Below are 16,721 nucleotides of genomic sequence, written 5' to 3'. Positions count from 1 at the left end.
CTACATTTAAAATTAAACCAAAAAAAATCCGACCACATTGAGTGATCGGATTTTTAATATTTGGTGGAGATGGCGGGAGTTGAACCCGCGTCCGCCAGCATTACGCTCATGAATCTACATGTTTAGTTTCTGTCTTTGGTTTTAATCCGCACCGATCCGACAGTCAGGATGGATTGGACGATTCTCTACTTTTGAACCCAAACGATTGAGACAATCACTTGTGGCGAGCCTACATGCGGACGCTTCAACTTAGTTGACCAACTGTAGGTGATCAGCAGCTAAGTAAACAGGTTTAAACCATGTAAACAGGGTTTAAGCTGCTAGAGCGTAATTTTCGTCGTTTGCGACTATAACAATATATGTTTGATTAACGAGAGGACATATACTCTCGACATGCATCATTGAGTTTCATTACCAGCGTCGAAGCCAGAACATCCCCAATAAGGTCGTCTATTATATAGGACTTATACGTCGACTTTCAACCTATATAATATCTGTATTACATTACGTTACAGCTGAACTCTCTAAGCCAGTACTTTGTTGAGCCATTTACCGATATTTTGAATCTGCGGCATGCAGACCTGATGTGCCATCGGATAAGTATTGTACTGAACATTATAGCCTTTTGCGGATAATAATTGCTGTGCTTGCTCGCCTAAAACCACAGGAACGACCGGGTCTTGTGTACCATGCTCAATCAATATTGGCAAGTCTTTGTTAGCGGCACTGAAGACAATATGATCATTGGTCGCCAGATAAGTCGATAGCGTCATCAAGCCAGCCAAGCGCTCTGGATAACCAAGTGCCGCATGATAGGCCACTGCCCCGCCCTGCGAAAACCCTGCGATTACAATATGTTCAGGAGCGACACCGCGCTCAATTTCACGACTGATCAAATCATGTATTTTCTGAGAAGATTGTTCGATTTGGGAAATGTCAACTTTACGCTCAAGACTCATCTCTAAAATGTCATACCACGCTGGCATCACCATCCCACCATTGATAGTCACTGGACGGTTGGGCGCGTGTGGAAAAATAAAGCGTACAGCCATATCATCAGCCAAACCTAACTGCGGTACTACAGGTTCAAAATCGTGGCCACTGGCACCCAAGCCATGCAGCCAAATAACAGCGCGGTCTATGGTTTTTTGGCTGGGATTATGCTCAACAATAACAGCGTCTAAATAGTCAGTCATGACTTGTCCTTAGTACAGTTTTGGAAATTGGGAATTAAATATTTTTGTAATCATGGCTCATTTGTCATCATCTTTTAAATATCATGAGATAACTTAAGAGATCGATGCAGAATAGCAATGTTGCAACTATTACTTTTCACTTTTTGTAGGGACAGTTTACATGACAACGTCAGATAATTCAGTGGCTAGGCTCAATCAACTTAAAAAATCGCCATTTAAAACAATCAAGCAGATCAGTATAGCGACGGCACTGGCTATCATTTGCACCCCATCGACGGCCGCATACGATATGCATAGTGACATATTGGCTCAAACATCCACTCAAACTATTAAGCCCTCACTAAAACAGGCATCAAAAAACTTGCCTACTAAGCCTCAGTCTTATACTTATGGCGTGCGTCCATTATATTTGGTCAATGATATGGATGCAGGACCATTGAAAGATGAGCTCATGGCTTGCAGTGCGCAAACCCCTAGCAAGACAGATTTCTCGATTGCGCATCGCGGTGCGCCATTGCAACTGCCAGAACATACTTATGACAGCTATATTGCCTCAGCACAAATGGGCGCAGGCATATTAGAGTGTGATGTTGCTTTTACTAACGACGGTGAGCTGGTATGCCGCCACGCGCAAAACGATTTGCACACCACCACCAATATTCTTACCACCCCGCTAGCCAAGCAATGTACTGTGCCGCCCATCATAGATGCCAACGGTGTACTAACCAATGCAGACAGCATTGAATGCCGAACCTCAGATATTAGCGCGAGTGAATTCAAAAGCCTCAAAGGGAAAATGGACGCTGCGAACCCTCAAGCGATTAGTATTAGTGGGTATATGAATGCAACAGCACCGTGGCGAACGGATTTGTATTCACAAAATGGTGAGTTATTGACTTTAAAAGAGCACATTACACTTGCCAGCAGCTTGGGCATGAAGCATACGCCTGAGCTGAAAGCCCCAGTCGTTACTATGCCGTTCAACGGTTATAGTTTGGATGCTTATCGTCAACAGTTAATTGACACTTATAAGAATGCAGGCGTGTCCGCTAGTGAGGTGTACCCGCAGTCCTTTAATATTGAAGATATCGAATACTGGCTTAACAACGAGCCCCTCTTTGCTGCCAATGCCGTCTACTTAATTGATGACAGTAATGAAACTGCTGCAGGCAAGACTTTTGACAAAAATGACCCGACCACGTGGAAGCATTCATTAGCCGATATCAAAGCTCGCGGTGTCAATACTATCGCACCGGCATCGTGGCTATTGGTCACTACCAATGGCAAGGGTAAAATGATGCCTTCTGCATACGCAACACAAGCCCAAGCCAACGGGCTGAATATTCTCGCCTGGTCACTCGAACGCTCAGGGCCACTTACAGGTGGCGGCGACTGGTATTATAGTGGTCTGGGCGATGCCATTAATAATGATGGCGATATGATGAACTATATCGATGTACTGGCACAAGACGTTGGTGTCAAAGGCATCTTCTCAGATTGGCCCGCGACCGTCAGCTATTATGCCAATTGTAAAGGCCTGACATAGTCGTTATGAGGTCAAAACATCTCGGTAAATATATTTAGTAAAAAGGCCAACTTAGCTGAGACTAAGTTGGCCTTTTTTGGTTAACTCTGTTAAATAAATTTTTAAGTATCTCTCTCTAAAAAGTAAGATAGATTCAATTTAAAAACGATACAATTTTACTAGGCTACTGGAATGAATTTTTTGCAGCCTCTGTCACGCTGGCGAACAGCACGCAAGAAAAATTTATACCAGTAGCACGTTGATATAGTGACGCTCTTTTATTGTGAATAGACTATAGTGTCAGTAAGGTTCAATGTCCTACCATTATCTTACTTACTATTACTTGCCTCAGCTTTTCCATCAATTTTTCACAGCGATTGATGAATGCTAGCAAAATGTAGCACTACTTTTATGCTACGATAATTTAATGGATTGATACTGACTGTATGACACCTTATTAACATTTTCCAATCTTTGTAAATATAGCTGTGATTGACGCTACTTTAGCTTAATTTTTTTATAAAACGATACAACGCTTATGACTCATATATTATTGGTAGAAGATGATCCCGCTATTGCTATGTCGCTTAAAGTGACTTGCAAGCGTGAAGGCTGGCAAATCACTTGGTTAGATAATGCCAGCAGCGTACTACCGTTGCTACGTAGCGAAAAAGCGCAAGATTTATCAGCGATTATCTTGGATGTAGGGTTGCCAGACGGTGATGGTTTAAGCCTATGCCAGCAGATACGTCATGCGCCTGATATAGGTACGCTCAAGGATGTGCCTGTGGTATTTTTGACTGCACGTAGTGATGAGGTCGATCGTATCTTAGGTTTAGAGATGGGCGGTGATGACTATTGTGCCAAACCCTTTAGTCCTAGAGAGTTGGTCGCCCGCCTAAAAGCGATTTGGCGACGTGAGCAATTACTTTATGAGCAGGCTGCCAATAACCATACAGTAACAGCAAATAATAGCGCCGACCATGCTTTATCTAACAATACTTCACTAAGCAATGGCTCTTCTAATAACATGTCGGGGCAAGCGCTGACGTTTGAGTGTCAGTCTGGTATCTGGCATTATCAACCGCTCAATTACTCGCTACTGTGGCAAGAGCAAAAGCTTGAACTGAGTAACACTGAACGCAAAATCTTATTGACCTTATTAAAAGCGCCCAATCAAGTATTTAGCCGTGAACAGCTACTCAATGCTGTCAGTGATTATCCTGACCATCGCTTGGCACGGACGATTGACAGTCATGTCAAATCCATTCGTAAGCAGCTGGCAAGCGTCGATTCTAGCATTGAAGTCATTCATACCCATCGTGGTCTTGGCTATGCGTTATGTCCAGCTTAGGCTTTGATGTTCATTCGCTGCTAAATAGTATATTTATACGCTCAAAGCAACCTTGCTGGGCACTAATAGCAGTTTTAGACCTATGACTCATCAAACCAATAACAGTGCTAATACCAGCCAAAGTAATTGGTATGCAAAACTGCATCCCATTGGCACGGCACAACAAACGGCTGACCCAAAAAAGTTGCTAAATTTAAGTATCTTTTTTAGGATTTGGTTGGCAGTGGCTTTAGTGCTGATTATTTGCGGCATCGTCGTGTTTACTCAGCTTTTTAGCTACGTCAAGCCGACCGTGCAGCAAGTGATTGAGGACACGCTCTTAGACACCAGTAAACTACTAGCAGCCAGCCTACAGCAACCACTGCAATCAAAAGAGCTGTATGATGAGGATTATCAAAGCCAACTTGATACTGCATTTATTAATACCTTAGCAAACAACAATATAACCCGCCCAGACATCAAGTATGATGAAAAAACCTATAGTAGCTTTCGAGTCTATGTCACAGACAAGCAAGGCACGGTCATCTATGATTCATTCCGCACGCCTGACAATGCTGAAGGACAGGACTATAGCCGCTGGAATGATGTCTATCTCACCTTAAAAGGCCAATACGGCGCGAGAAGTACGACACGAGATCACAATCAGCGCGATGGTACGGTCATGTATGTGGCGCAGCCAATCAAGGATGAGGCAAGCAATATAATTGGCGTCGTTAGCGTCGGTAAGCCAGTCGCGAGCGTGCTGCCTTACTTGGACAATACTCGTCGGCGTATGCTGATTACTGCCTTGCTCATTAGTATTGTCGCTCTTATTTTAGCTGGGCTCGTGGCATGGTGGCTTAAACAAAGCATCAGCCTTGTGACCCAATATACCAAGGCGCTGGCAGAAGACACCAAAAAGCCCTATTTTTACTTAGGTCATGAGCTCAATAGCTTGACCGATACCATTGAAACCATGAAGCATCGCTTAGAGAATAGAGGCTATGTCAACGACTATGTGCATACGTTGACCCACGAGCTAAAAAGCCCGTTGACGGCCATTCGTGCCAGTAGCGAGCTGCTAGAGGACGACGGCTTGGATGAAGACGATCGGCAGATGCTTATCCAAACCGTTGGTGAACAAAGTATAAAAATGCAGCAATTAATCGATAGGCTACTGTTACTCGCTAAGATTGAACAACCGACCTTTAAACTGAATCAACAACTTACTCCCTTATTACCGTTGATGCAGAGCCTTGCAAAAGACAATACCGCGAAGTTGCAACAGCAGCACCTAGCCCCTATTCATATCTATGCAGATGATAAAGTGGTTAGTGAATCATCACCTTTAAACGCAGATATATCCGCTCATATTAACGTTTTTGCCGATCAATTTTGGTTGGTACAAGTGCTACAAAACGTATTGGACAACGCCATTCATTTTGCTGAAAGCACAATTAATATTTATATTCATCGCTCAGCACAAAGCGTCAAAATTGATATATTTAACGATGGTCAGTTATTGCCAGATTACGCGGTGACTAAAGCGTTTGACCGCTATTTTAGCTTGTCTCATCACGGTCATGTGCATCACGACCACTCACATAACAGCCACCCACATAACAGCCATGCTACTTATGGCGTTGGCCAAAACGCTAATGAAGCAGATTCCTCTACCGCATCCGCGCCTACACCCAAAAAGGGCACAGGACTGGGGTTAACATTGGTCAAACAAGTCATCGAGCATCACGGTGGTCAGGTCGCTATTAATAATATTCATACGCATAGTGAGGGAGAATTTGCGGGTATCAAGCAACGTTCTGGGGTCATGGTCAGCATTACCCTACCCTTGGCTCAAGAATAAAAATTTATGACAATTCATTAAACTTCCATCATTCCTACACAGGTTTTCTATCTCTTTATTTTATGATGCTGTTATTCAAATTCGTCATCAACAGTAAAAGTAGAAACACTATGAAAAACCTTATTAATCAAACCCAAGTTCTAGAAAACTGTTTAGGCGGTAGTCGTCATTTTTGCCTACAAGCGCTGTCATGCGAAGGTATTGATAGTATTGATTTTGGGCATTGGCTAGCCATTCCTAGTCAGCAATTACTTCTGGTGTTTCGTCATCAGCAATGTGTGGCGGTTAATGATTATCCATTGCTTGCTTAAATCACTAAGTGCCCAATATGATTAACATGTCATCACTAAACAAACCATTAAAAGTATTACTACTATTTCTTGTAGTATGGTTTATTTACAGCGAATTTTTTGCTACTCATATTAAATTAATCAATAAAACAAACTATGATATTTACTCAGTAAAAGGCGAGTATCTTTCTAAAAGCACAGACGTAAGCTCAGAAGAGATAGATAAACAACAAAGGTTAGTTATCACGCCTAAAAGTGAGGAGCAGTATTCAATTCGTTTTAGCGCGCAAACAGCAAATCACCCAATAGACATCTCAATAGGTTGGGATACGCGCGTATATGATAATAATGGCGACCGTATCTCAATGATAGACAGTCAAGGTAGCTCCTTCATATTTTCAGAAGATGGCTTTTGCGACTACGACATCATTATTCATGAGCAATACGCCGAAGCTAAAGGATCTAACAAGAATTTTTGTTATAGAAGAATACTCTTACATTACGCTAAAAATATCATTGTCACAGAAGGGTAAATAGCTTCAAGCTATAAAAGCTGAGTGGTAAAGTGCATTACGGTTAGATCACTAAATAGCTTATAAGTTCTAAAATAGAAAAGTCTTTTACCTTATCAATGAAATCCATCAACAGGGAAAAGACTTTTCTTGAATAATTAGCGAAATCAAACCACTAAGTAATCGATTCTACTGGTGGCTTTACATCCGCATTTTGACCGCGATGGCGCAGATAGTGATCTAGCAAAACAATGGCTAACATGGCTTCTGCAATCGGCGTGGCACGGACACCCACGCAAGGGTCATGACGACCTTTGGTTAGCATCTCAATTGCTTCACCCTCTGTATTGATGCTCTTGCCAGCGGTAGTAATACTAGAAGTTGGCTTGAGCGCGATACTGACCCGAATATTTTGACCCGATGAGATACCACCCAAAATACCACCAGCATGATTGGCAGTAAAGCCGTCCGGCGTCAGCTCATCACGAGAGCGATGACCAAACTGCCCTGCGACCGCCATACCATCACCAACCTCAACGCCTTTGACAGCATTAATACTCATCATTGCATGAGCAATGTCCGCATCGAGGCGATCAAATACTGGCTCACCTAAACCGACTGGAACACCGCTAGCAATAATCTCTAGACGGGCGCCGCAGCTGGTGCCTTCTCGGCGCAAGCTATCTATCAAGGTTTCAAAACGACTGACGGCATCAGCATCCGCACAAAAGAACGGATTGCTATTGACAAAGTCCCAATCGATTTGCTCGGGGTTGGTGACCTGACTGTATTCATTACCAATCTGCGTCACATGGCCATGAATTTGTACGCCCAAGCGATCTTGCAGATACTTCTTAGCGATAGCGCCCGCCGCCACGCGCATTGCAGTCTCACGCGCCGAAGAGCGACCGCCACCGCGATAATCACGAAAACCATACTTCATACTATAAGTATAATCGGCATGACCGGGACGGAAGGTGTCTTTGATTTCGCTATAGTCTTTGGATTTTTGATTGGTATTACGAATCAGCAGACCGATAGAAGTACCTGTGGTTTTGCCTTCAAATACACCAGAGATGATCTCAACTTCGTCAGACTCGCGGCGCTGGGTCGAGTACTTAGACGTGCCCGGCTTTCGGCGATCCAAATCAATCTGCAAATCTTCTGCGGATAATGCTAAACCCGGTGGCACGCCATCAACGATTGCCATGAGACCGGCACCATGCGACTCACCGCAGGTGGTGACCGTAAAAACTTGCCCGATACTATTGCCTGCCATATTTATCCTTAAACAAGTAAACGTAACTTATGCTTCTTTGATCAATCGTTTGTAATTTTTGACTGCTAATTTATACTTATTTATGACTGTCTAACATCTGCACAAAAGGAGCGAACAGCTGACGATGTGCCATTAGCTCATCATAAGTAATCGCAAACACCCCATGACCACCATGAGCGAACTTTAACCAGTCAAACTGAATCTCAGGATAGGCTTGCTTTAACGCCCACTCACTATCACCCACTTCACAGACCAGTAAGCCTTCTGGACTGAGATAGTCTGGCGCTTCAAAAAGAATGCGGTGTACCAAGTCCAGTCCATCTTGACCTGCTGCTAGCGCATGCTCAGGCTCGTATAAAAACTCTGGTGGCAAGTCTGCCATGATAGCAGCATCGACATACGGCGGATTGGTAACGATCAGCTCGTATTGATTTTCAGCAGGAATCTTGGCAAACAGATCCGACTCAATCACATTCACTTGATGGCCAAGATCATGATGATCGACATTGACCATCGCCACTTCAAGCGCGCCTTTATCAATATCTACAGCATCGACCAAGGCATCGACGAAGCGCGTCGCCAAGGCAATAGCAATACAGCCAGAGCCGGTGCATAAGTCTAAAACACGCTCAGGCTGTGATAGCTGCTTGACATCCAAACCATGATCATAGAAGGCAGTAGCCTTATCATTGACCGTCATACCCAGTGGCTTCGCCAGCTCATTGACATCAAAATACGGATGGAACTGTTGACGTATTAATTCTGCTACAGGCGAGCGCGGAATGAGCACGCGCTCATCAACATAAAAAGGCAAATCACAGAAGTAGGATAAATTGATCAAGTAGCTTAAAGGCTTACGCTCAGCGATACGCTCTTCTAACAGGCTCAATACCAATTGCTTCTCTGACGTGGTCAGCCGGCAGTCTAGAATCTGCTCATTCGCGGACCAATCTAACGACAACGAGTGCAATACAATCGCTGATGCTTCAGCAAACTCATCTGTCGTGCCTTGAGCCACGACCACATCATAGTTACGAAGTTGAGTGACCGAAAAGCGTATAAAATCACGAATACTAACCAGTTGCTCGCGCGCTTCTTCGAGCTCTGCATGCAAGTTGGCAAATTCATCGTGCTCACCGAGAAGGCCTGTCTTCAAATCGTACTCCATCTCACCGTCCAAGCCCTTAGGCTCAGTCTCATTGAAGTATTGGTTTTGAAACTCTTCTGCGCTCATTGTTTGGTCTTCTGACATATCGCACCTTGCTGATTACATGTTCACTGACTACATGCGGATGGGTTAAATCGCTCTCTATAAAAAGCCGACTTATTAAATAATAATCTAGCCCTACATTATAGACGCAAACACTAGGTTGCGCCAATCACTGTGTTTTTTAGTTTACTAAAAACAGAAAAACACTGAGTGTATTGAGTTAGGCCATGTTCTCATGTTAAAAATAGTCATAAAAATGAGATAAATTGCCGTCAAACGAGGAAAATAGCACAAATAATATCGAGATATTAATCAGCTGTTTGACGACGTTTGGCAAAGTTTAGCCATTTTTAGCCCATTTAAATACAAGCGCTTGGATTGAAGACACGCCCTAGAATCTAGCAAAAATCCATACACACCATGGCTAAATTATTGCCCAACTGTAGTGAATACGTCAGCAGTTGACGTTTAGTACTATATAGGTATAAAAATATGTGTCAAAAGTTTGCGAAGCGTCTCAATTATGCGCATAATAGCCGTATTAGTAGCAACCACAAGTAACTTAAATATGATGAAAATAAAGCCTCTTATTACCGCCATATCTATCGTAGTCGTTAGTGCCAGCGTGAGTGCGCTTGCCGCCACCGCTGATAATACTCGCTCATTGCCAGTACGCACATCCGACTCCATGCCTAGCCTCGCTAAGAAAGTGAGCCTTGATGTGCAAGAGAATCGTAGCCGCTCAGTCGATGGTCGCGCTCCCGCCACTACTGCTAAGCCAGCTGACCGCATGACGCAATTGATTGATTCAAAGCAAGGCCAAAAGCCGATGGCAGCCGCTCAATCGAGCACTGCTGATAATATGAGCGCAGAAGAGCTGACTCGTAAAGATGAGCAATCTGACAGCACTGATGATATTAGTGAAGGTCAAGCCGTTGCCGCCCCTAGCGACGTCTCGTCTATTGACTCCTCTGACCCTTTGTCTTTTGAGTTACCTGAAAGCGAAAAGCGTCAAGATTTTAGCGATGACCCTACCATCAAAAACATCGAAGACAAAGATGGTAAAAGATACACCACGCTAAACTTGTCCAACTATGCCAAACAAGTCAATGATGCCGTCTGGTCACCAAGCATGAAGGTCAACTCAGCGATGACTATTAAAATGCAGGCATTACTCGATTGGAACCATGCTTCACCGGGTCCTATCGATGGCGGCTGGGGTATGAACAGTAAAAAAGCCTTGATCAACTTTCAAACCATGAAAGGCTTGCCAGCAACCGGCAAAATGGATCAAAAAACATGGAATGCCTTAATCAAAAACATTCCTGCCAATAAGCCCGTGTTAGTGACTTACACACTGACTGAAGATGATCTCAAAACCAACTTCGCGCCTACCCCTGCTGGCTCAGAAGCGAAGTCGAAAATGAAAGGTTTGTATTATCAAGATATCAAAGAGATGCTGGGCGAACGCTTCCACATGGACGTACGCTACTTAGATAAGCTAAATAAAAATAAAGCTTACCAAGCTGGCGAAACCATTACAGTCCTTAACACCCGTGGACCGCTGAATCAGCGCATCAACCGCGTTGTCGCCAATAAAGCAGACAAAACATTGTACGCCTACAATGATGACAAATTGGTCGCCACCTACCCAACGACTATTGGTAGCGATGCCACACCGTCTCCACAGGGTACTTTCAAAATTATCAACAAGGTAAAAATGCCTTGGTATAAAGCGACTGTCGGTGACGGTGCTCAGAAAAAGGTTCATATGCTGCCACCAGGACCGAACAACCCTGTCGGTGTTGTATGGATGGGCTTGTCTAAACCGTCTTATGGTTTGCATGGCTCGCCAAAACCTGAAGGTATCAGCCGTCAAGCATCAGCAGGTTGTGTACGTTTGACTAACTGGGATGTACTAGAGGTGTATGCCAACATTGAGAATGGCGCAACCGTTGTCCTAAAATAGTTTAGTTTAACAAAATGCTTAATGAAAAAAAGACCCTGTTAAGAGGGTCTTTTTTTATGACTGAGTTTCACTCAATTTTTAGATACTTACTATCAGAGAGCAGCAAAACAGCTTCCTAAAGCAGCGTCTTATTGGCGCTTTTCTTATGATACATCCACGCTTACTCTACAAAGTAAGCTTTCCGTATTTAACGTGCCAATGTAAAGTAACGGTATAAAATAACGATGTAAAGCACTCGCTTAGAACATCAATTTAAAATATAACCCGTAAAGTAAAAATTGCCCACTGCCCTATGACTTATACTTTATAGCCTTCCTCATTACCAGTGATGCTGCCTACTTTTTTGGTAAAGTACAATCCTGCAGGAATAGAGATCAAGATACCTGCGGCTACTGCCATTTGGATATGTGGAATCTGATTAAACCCTGTAACCAAGGCGCCAATCATGAATACGCCAATGGTGACGGTTGCTGCTATGGAGTAGATGACAGAAAATAATGGCCAGTTCATAATTTATTCCTCATTTTTGTTGTGGGTATACTCCCTTTATACACTAAATCCACAAGGAAAGTAAGTATTTAATCCAAACCTTTAAGCCAGTTATAACGGGTGACTCAGCATAAAAGCCTTGTTATAATAAGGGAATTATCTGCAATATTATTTATCGTAAAAAATCGTAAAGTATGATGCTTTTATCAGTATTAGTTGATTTCCCATCCGCTTACTTCTCGCCTGCCTAGTCGCAAAAAACTCCTACGGTTTTCTACATTTATCATTACAATAGCGACTTTCTGTCATTCGCTAAGAAAGTTTTTCACTATGACCTTATCTAATAAACAGTCAGCTGTTGAGTCAGCAACGACAAAAGATGCCTTAGACCAGATTGATGCTCAGCAGGTGTCAGAGTCTATTGCTAATAATAATGCAACTGATGAAGCTAATGTCGATGAAATGTCGTGTCCAAATGATAAAATCCAGACTCATAAAACCTTGGATAATGAAACCTTAAACAATGAAAATCCAAGCAATACTGAAAGCGACATTGAGCAAAATGACATTGAGCAAGACGGCATTGAGGAAAATGATCTAGGTGCTCAACATCCTGAAGCTAAAGTAAAGATGGAGTCGCTTGGACCCGATGTGGTAGTGGCGAGTGTTGAAACATCGGAGCCAGAAACCCAAGCATCTGCCGACATGGAAAAAACAGAAGTTGGCGCGTCAAATGCTGATGATGTAGAAAAGCAAGGTACTGAAGATAGTCAGGAAACCCTAGTTGATGAAGCCACCGTTGAAGCAGAAGCTACTGACGATTCTAGGGTGCTAACCGACGCTAGCAAAACAATTGACCATGAATCCACGGCGGATGCGACGGATCCCAAAACAGACGAAAGTATGTCCATACAAGGTACAAGTGCAGAAAATACAGTAGAACCTGAAACACTAGTCACGCCAGCCTCCAAAGGAAAAACGCAGCCCAATGCCAAAGCGTTGACTGCTACTGAAAATGAATCTAAAAATGAGTCAAGCAAAGATGATGCACTAGAAAAAATGCCTAACGACGAGGCAGAGAATAACGACAAAGAGGAAGAGAAAGAGGACGAAGTCAAAGAACAAAAAGAAGCCAAACTGGAGTCTTATAAGCAGTTTGTTGCTGAGCAATTCAGCAACCAAAAGGTAGACTATCCAGAAGTACGAGTCAGAATCGAGGCCAACGCTCTGCCTAGCAAAATGTATTTTATTATGAATATACTTTCTGCCATCATCGCCAGTTATGGGTTGGTAACCAATTCAGCTGCCGTGGTCATTGGCGCCATGTTGGTTGCCATGATGTTAGGTCCCATTACTGGCATAGCATTAGCGATTATTGATCATCGTATGCCATTGCTACGTAAATCACTGATTACGGTTATCGTCGGCGTATCATTGGTCGTACTGGTCGGCTTCGTCGTCGGTTGGCTGCACAAAGATCAGCCATTAACGACAGAGATACTATCGCGCACTCAGCCGACCTCGATGGATTTGATGATTGCCTTAGCAGGTGGTACTGCTGGTGCTTATGCGATGGTATCACCGCACCTATCAGTGGCAGTGGTCGGCGTAGCAGTAGCAACCGCTTTGGTGCCGCCACTGGCTGCCAGTGGTATTTTATTTGCCAATGGCGAGATTCAGCTAGGCTTTGGCGCCTTACTGTTAGCTGTTACCAACATTATTGCCATCCAATTTACCAATGCGCTTGTATTATGGCTTTTAGGCTTTCGTCGTTTGGTCAAGGACGACTACAAATCAAACACCTACCTGACTTTTTTGCAACGTAATGCAGTGACCCTATTGTTGTTAGCAGGGTTGGGCACTTATTTAACTATTAATCTACAAACCAACGCCAAGCAGCAAGTCTTTGAAAGCAGCGTCAAAGAAGCCATCAACAGCTACTTTATTGATAAGGGTAACGTACTGACCAATACTCAGTTTGATACCTCGAAAGAAAATAAAGTCGTACGTGCGGTCATTCGCGGAGAGACGACGCCTACCTCATACGATGTACGACAAATCGAAACTGTCATTACCCAAGATATGGCAGAGAATTTCCCTGAGTATTTACCCATTAAGCTACAGCTGCGCTACTTGCCAGTACAAGTCATTGAGTCCAATCCATTGATACAAGACAAACTCGACAAGACCGATGCGGCGATTTTGACCAATTAGCTTTTATGCGCTACCAAAACCATCGACTATTTAGAGACGCAGAATAACCTAGCAGTTGTAACTCTTGTACCAAGAGCTTGGGCGTTTGTGCTAAAATCGCTTGCAAAATTATTTTACTTTATCTATTCAATTCTATCCGTCAGTAAGGAGCCGCTGTGAGCCAGCCATTTCGCTCAGCCGATATTCGTCAAGCTTTTATCGATTTTTTTATAAGCAAGCAGCATACCCCTGTTTCTTCATCTAGCCTAATTCCGCACAATGACCCGACATTGCTATTTACCAATGCCGGTATGAATCAGTTTAAAGAAACGTTTTTGGGCATGGAGCCGCGTGATTATACCCGTGCAGTAACCTCGCAAAAATGCGTAAGAGCGGGCGGCAAGCATAATGATTTGGACAATGTTGGCTATACGGCGCGTCATCACACCTTCTTTGAGATGCTGGGCAACTTCTCCTTTGGCGATTATTTTAAGCAAGCGGGTATCGAGTACATTTGGGAATTTTTGACATCCGATGAATGGTTGGCTATCGATAAAGATCGTCTATATGTGACCATTTATGAGACTGACGACGAAGCCTTTGATATTTGGCATAAAGACATCGGTATTCCTAGCGAGCGTATTATCCGTATTGGTGATAATAAAGGCGCGCCTTACGCATCAGATAACTTTTGGACGATGGGCGATACTGGCCCTTGTGGCCCTTGTACCGAAGTGTTTTATGACCATGGCGCAGACATTGAAGGCGGTTTGCCGGGTACACCCGAAGAAGATGGCGACCGCTATATCGAGATTTGGAACTGTGTCTTTATGCAGTTTAACCGTCAAAAAGACGGCACCATGTTGCCACTACCTGCTCCTAGTGTCGATACTGGCATGGGGCTTGAGCGTATCAGCGCTATCATGCAAGGTGTGCATGGCAACTACGAAATCGATTTATTTGTGCACTTGATGGATGCCGCTGCTGAGATTTTAGACATTGAAAATCAGCAGCAGTCGTCGCTAAAAGTCATCGCTGATCATATTCGCGCTGTTTCATTTTTGATTGCTGATGGTGTCACGCCAAGTAATGAGGGTCGTGGCTATGTGCTGCGCCGCGTCATTCGCCGTGCCGTACGTCATGGTAATAAGTTGGGCGCTGATAGTGATTTCTTTTATAAGATGGTCGCGCCACTGGTCGCTGAAATGGGCACTGCCTATCCAGAGCTAAAAGACAAACAAAGCGTCATCGAAAACGCCATTCAAAAAGAAGAAGCGCAGTTTGCCAAGACATTGGCACAGGGTTTACGCTTGCTTGCCAGCGAACTTGAAGGCTTACAAGACGGCGATACCCTCTCTGGCGAAGCCGCCTTTAAACTTTATGATACTTATGGCTTTCCGCTTGATTTGACCGCCGATATCACTCGTGAACGCGGTATTGTAATCGACGAAGCGGAGTTTGATGAGCACATGCAAGCACAACGTGAACGCGCCCGTGATGCTGGCAAATTCGATGTTGATTATAGCAGTGTCATTCAAGTAGACAACCCAACGACATTCATCGGCTATGAGCAACTTGAAGAAAATGGCGTGACTGTTAATGCCCTTTATCAAGATGGCAATCCTGTCGATAGCTTAAGCGAAGGTATGGAAGGCGTTATCGTCCTTGACCGTACGCCGTTTTATGCTGAAGGTGGTGGTCAAGTCGGTGAGTTGGGTGAAATTCGTAGCGCATCTGGTGTTTTTGAAGTGCAAGATACCAAAAAATCCGGGCAAGCCATTATTCATCATGGCGTCGTGACCATGGGTGATATCAGCACTAAGCAAACAGCTGACGCCCAAGTTTTATCTAGTATCCGTGCTGCTAGTGCCAAAAACCATTCGGCCACTCACTTATTGCATGCCGCATTAAGAGAGGTATTGGGTGATGAAGTCACACAAAAAGGCTCGCTGGTCTCAAGCGACGTGCTACGTTTTGACTTCTCCTATGATAAGCCCGTCACTGCTGCCGAGATTACACGTGTAGAACGTCTCGTTAATGAGCAAATCCAAGCCAATACCCCAGCCCGTATCGAGCATATGTCTATCGATGAAGCGATGAAGCAAGGTGCCATGGCACTGTTTGGTGAGAAGTATGGCAATGACGTTCGCGTGCTTACTATGGGCACCGACAGCATTGTCGATGGTCAGCGTCAGCCCTTCTCTATTGAGCTGTGTGGTGGTCTTCACGTGCAGCGTACGGGCGACATTGGTGTCTTTAAAATTACTAGCGAATCAGGTATTGCCGCAGGTATCCGCCGTATTGAAGCCGTCACAGGTATGAATGCCATAAAAAACATTCAGCAAAGTGAGCAACAACTCAGCGAGCTTGCCAGTCAGCTAAAAGTAAAACGCCCTGAAGTGGCACAGCGTGTCCGTACTATGGCGGATAAGCAGCGCGACCTAGAGAAGCAGTTAGAGCGTTTAGAACAGAAAATGGCCAGTGCGCAAGCCGCTAACTTGCTTGATGATGTGCAGACTATCGCCGGTACGCCAGTTCTTATCAGCACCTTAGGCGGTGTGGATGGCAAATCAATCCGTACGCTGATGGATGATATCAAATCCAAACTGCCTGATAGCGTGATTGTATTGGTTGGTGATAAAGACGATCAGCTAGCCTTAGCCGCAAGTGTCGCAAAGTCTGTCACTGCTAAAGTAAAAGCCGGTGATATCATTCGTCATTTGGCAAGTGAGCTTGGCGGTAAAGGCGGCGGCAAGCCCGATTACGCCCAAGGCGGCGCACCGAAGTCTGGCAACAGTAAAGCAGTCATTGACGCGCTACCCGCTTGGATAACTACCCAGCTTGGTGAATAAGCCATTTAG

12 protein-coding genes and 1 other RNA gene are annotated in these 16,721 nt (G+C 44.1%); 8 read left to right on the top strand and 5 right to left on the bottom strand.

Annotation, left to right across the window (positions count from 1 at the left end):
* Positions 1–61: 61 nt before the first annotated feature.
* Together ssrA and AAEY80_RS04725 are read right to left on the bottom strand one after the other, a co-directional pair.
* Positions 62–439, bottom strand: a transfer-messenger RNA (tmRNA) gene (gene ssrA, locus AAEY80_RS04730).
* An 85-nt stretch (positions 440–524) separates the two neighbouring features.
* Positions 525–1,196 carry an alpha/beta hydrolase gene (locus AAEY80_RS04725; RefSeq protein ID WP_350587943.1) on the bottom strand — a complete coding sequence of 224 codons (672 nt, stop codon included), beginning with the start codon at positions 1,194–1,196 and terminating at the stop codon, positions 525–527.
* A 160-nt stretch (positions 1,197–1,356) separates the two neighbouring features.
* Here AAEY80_RS04725 and AAEY80_RS04720 point away from each other — a divergent pair, with 160 nt between their 5' ends.
* The 5 genes from AAEY80_RS04720 (at position 1,357) to AAEY80_RS04700 (ending at position 6,741) form a co-directional block, all read left to right on the top strand.
* Positions 1,357–2,742, top strand: a complete 1,386-nt coding sequence (locus AAEY80_RS04720; protein ID WP_350587942.1) for a glycerophosphodiester phosphodiesterase family protein — start codon at positions 1,357–1,359, stop codon at positions 2,740–2,742.
* A 517-nt stretch (positions 2,743–3,259) separates the two neighbouring features.
* The gene (locus AAEY80_RS04715) at positions 3,260–4,075 is read left to right on the top strand and encodes a response regulator (protein ID WP_201577299.1); all 816 of its coding nucleotides are present in this window, start codon (positions 3,260–3,262) and stop codon (positions 4,073–4,075) included.
* Positions 4,076–4,157: 82 nt separating this feature from the next.
* The gene (gene creC / locus AAEY80_RS04710) at positions 4,158–5,918 is read left to right on the top strand and encodes a two-component system sensor histidine kinase CreC (protein ID WP_201577300.1); all 1,761 of its coding nucleotides are present in this window, start codon (positions 4,158–4,160) and stop codon (positions 5,916–5,918) included.
* Positions 5,919–6,028: 110 nt separating this feature from the next.
* Positions 6,029–6,229 (top strand): hypothetical protein, encoded by a 201-nt coding sequence (locus AAEY80_RS04705; protein ID WP_101211734.1) that lies wholly within the window; start codon positions 6,029–6,031, stop codon positions 6,227–6,229.
* 26 nt (positions 6,230–6,255) lie between these two features.
* Positions 6,256–6,741: a hypothetical protein gene (locus tag AAEY80_RS04700; protein ID WP_157824067.1), complete on the top strand. Its 486-nt coding sequence runs from the start codon at positions 6,256–6,258 to the stop codon at positions 6,739–6,741.
* Between the two features lie 154 nt (positions 6,742–6,895).
* On the opposite strand, the gene aroC is transcribed toward AAEY80_RS04700, so the two are convergent.
* Together aroC and prmB are read right to left on the bottom strand one after the other, a co-directional pair.
* Positions 6,896–7,999 carry a chorismate synthase gene (gene aroC / locus AAEY80_RS04695; RefSeq protein WP_025653042.1) on the bottom strand — a complete coding sequence of 368 codons (1,104 nt, stop codon included), beginning with the start codon at positions 7,997–7,999 and terminating at the stop codon, positions 6,896–6,898.
* Positions 8,000–8,075: 76 nt separating this feature from the next.
* Positions 8,076–9,251 carry a 50S ribosomal protein L3 N(5)-glutamine methyltransferase gene (prmB, locus tag AAEY80_RS04690; RefSeq protein WP_025653041.1) on the bottom strand — a complete coding sequence of 392 codons (1,176 nt, stop codon included), beginning with the start codon at positions 9,249–9,251 and terminating at the stop codon, positions 8,076–8,078.
* Between the two features lie 526 nt (positions 9,252–9,777).
* Here prmB and AAEY80_RS04685 point away from each other — a divergent pair.
* Positions 9,778–11,178 (top strand): L,D-transpeptidase family protein, encoded by a 1,401-nt coding sequence (locus AAEY80_RS04685; RefSeq protein ID WP_037026291.1) that lies wholly within the window; start codon positions 9,778–9,780, stop codon positions 11,176–11,178.
* 297 nt (positions 11,179–11,475) lie between these two features.
* Here AAEY80_RS04685 and AAEY80_RS04680 read toward each other — a convergent pair whose 3' ends face one another.
* On the bottom strand, positions 11,476–11,688 hold the full coding sequence (locus tag AAEY80_RS04680; RefSeq protein WP_025653040.1) for a hypothetical protein: 213 nt from the start codon (positions 11,686–11,688) through the stop codon (positions 11,476–11,478).
* Between the two features lie 309 nt (positions 11,689–11,997).
* On the opposite strand from AAEY80_RS04680, the gene AAEY80_RS04675 reads away from it, so the two are divergent.
* Positions 11,998–13,881 (top strand): DUF389 domain-containing protein, encoded by a 1,884-nt coding sequence (locus AAEY80_RS04675; protein WP_173238906.1) that lies wholly within the window; start codon positions 11,998–12,000, stop codon positions 13,879–13,881.
* Between the two features lie 155 nt (positions 13,882–14,036).
* Positions 14,037–16,712, top strand: coding sequence for an alanine--tRNA ligase (alaS, locus tag AAEY80_RS04670; protein WP_025653038.1), 2,676 nt, complete (start codon positions 14,037–14,039; stop codon positions 16,710–16,712).
* The last annotated feature ends 9 nt before the right edge of the window (positions 16,713–16,721 follow it).

Origin of the sequence: Psychrobacter sp. 78a-MNA-CIBAN-0178 (assembly GCF_040309625.1) — a bacterium.
Lineage (GTDB): Bacteria > Pseudomonadota > Gammaproteobacteria > Pseudomonadales > Moraxellaceae > Psychrobacter > Psychrobacter okhotskensis.
Note: the sequence above shows the minus strand (reverse complement) of the source record. Positions and strands in the feature narration are given on the sequence as shown.

Coding starts and splice junctions, on each gene's coding strand:
- AAEY80_RS04725 (WP_350587943.1), bottom strand. CDS start 1,196: ATGACTGACTATTTAGACGCTGTTATTGTTGAGCATAATCCCAGCCAA.
- AAEY80_RS04720 (WP_350587942.1), top strand. CDS start 1,357: ATGACAACGTCAGATAATTCAGTGGCTAGGCTCAATCAACTTAAAAAA.
- AAEY80_RS04715 (WP_201577299.1), top strand. CDS start 3,260: ATGACTCATATATTATTGGTAGAAGATGATCCCGCTATTGCTATGTCG.
- creC (WP_201577300.1), top strand. CDS start 4,158: ATGACTCATCAAACCAATAACAGTGCTAATACCAGCCAAAGTAATTGG.
- AAEY80_RS04705 (WP_101211734.1), top strand. CDS start 6,029: ATGAAAAACCTTATTAATCAAACCCAAGTTCTAGAAAACTGTTTAGGC.
- AAEY80_RS04700 (WP_157824067.1), top strand. CDS start 6,256: ATGTCATCACTAAACAAACCATTAAAAGTATTACTACTATTTCTTGTA.
- aroC (WP_025653042.1), bottom strand. CDS start 7,999: ATGGCAGGCAATAGTATCGGGCAAGTTTTTACGGTCACCACCTGCGGT.
- prmB (WP_025653041.1), bottom strand. CDS start 9,251: ATGTCAGAAGACCAAACAATGAGCGCAGAAGAGTTTCAAAACCAATAC.
- AAEY80_RS04685 (WP_037026291.1), top strand. CDS start 9,778: ATGATGAAAATAAAGCCTCTTATTACCGCCATATCTATCGTAGTCGTT.
- AAEY80_RS04680 (WP_025653040.1), bottom strand. CDS start 11,688: ATGAACTGGCCATTATTTTCTGTCATCTACTCCATAGCAGCAACCGTC.
- AAEY80_RS04675 (WP_173238906.1), top strand. CDS start 11,998: ATGACCTTATCTAATAAACAGTCAGCTGTTGAGTCAGCAACGACAAAA.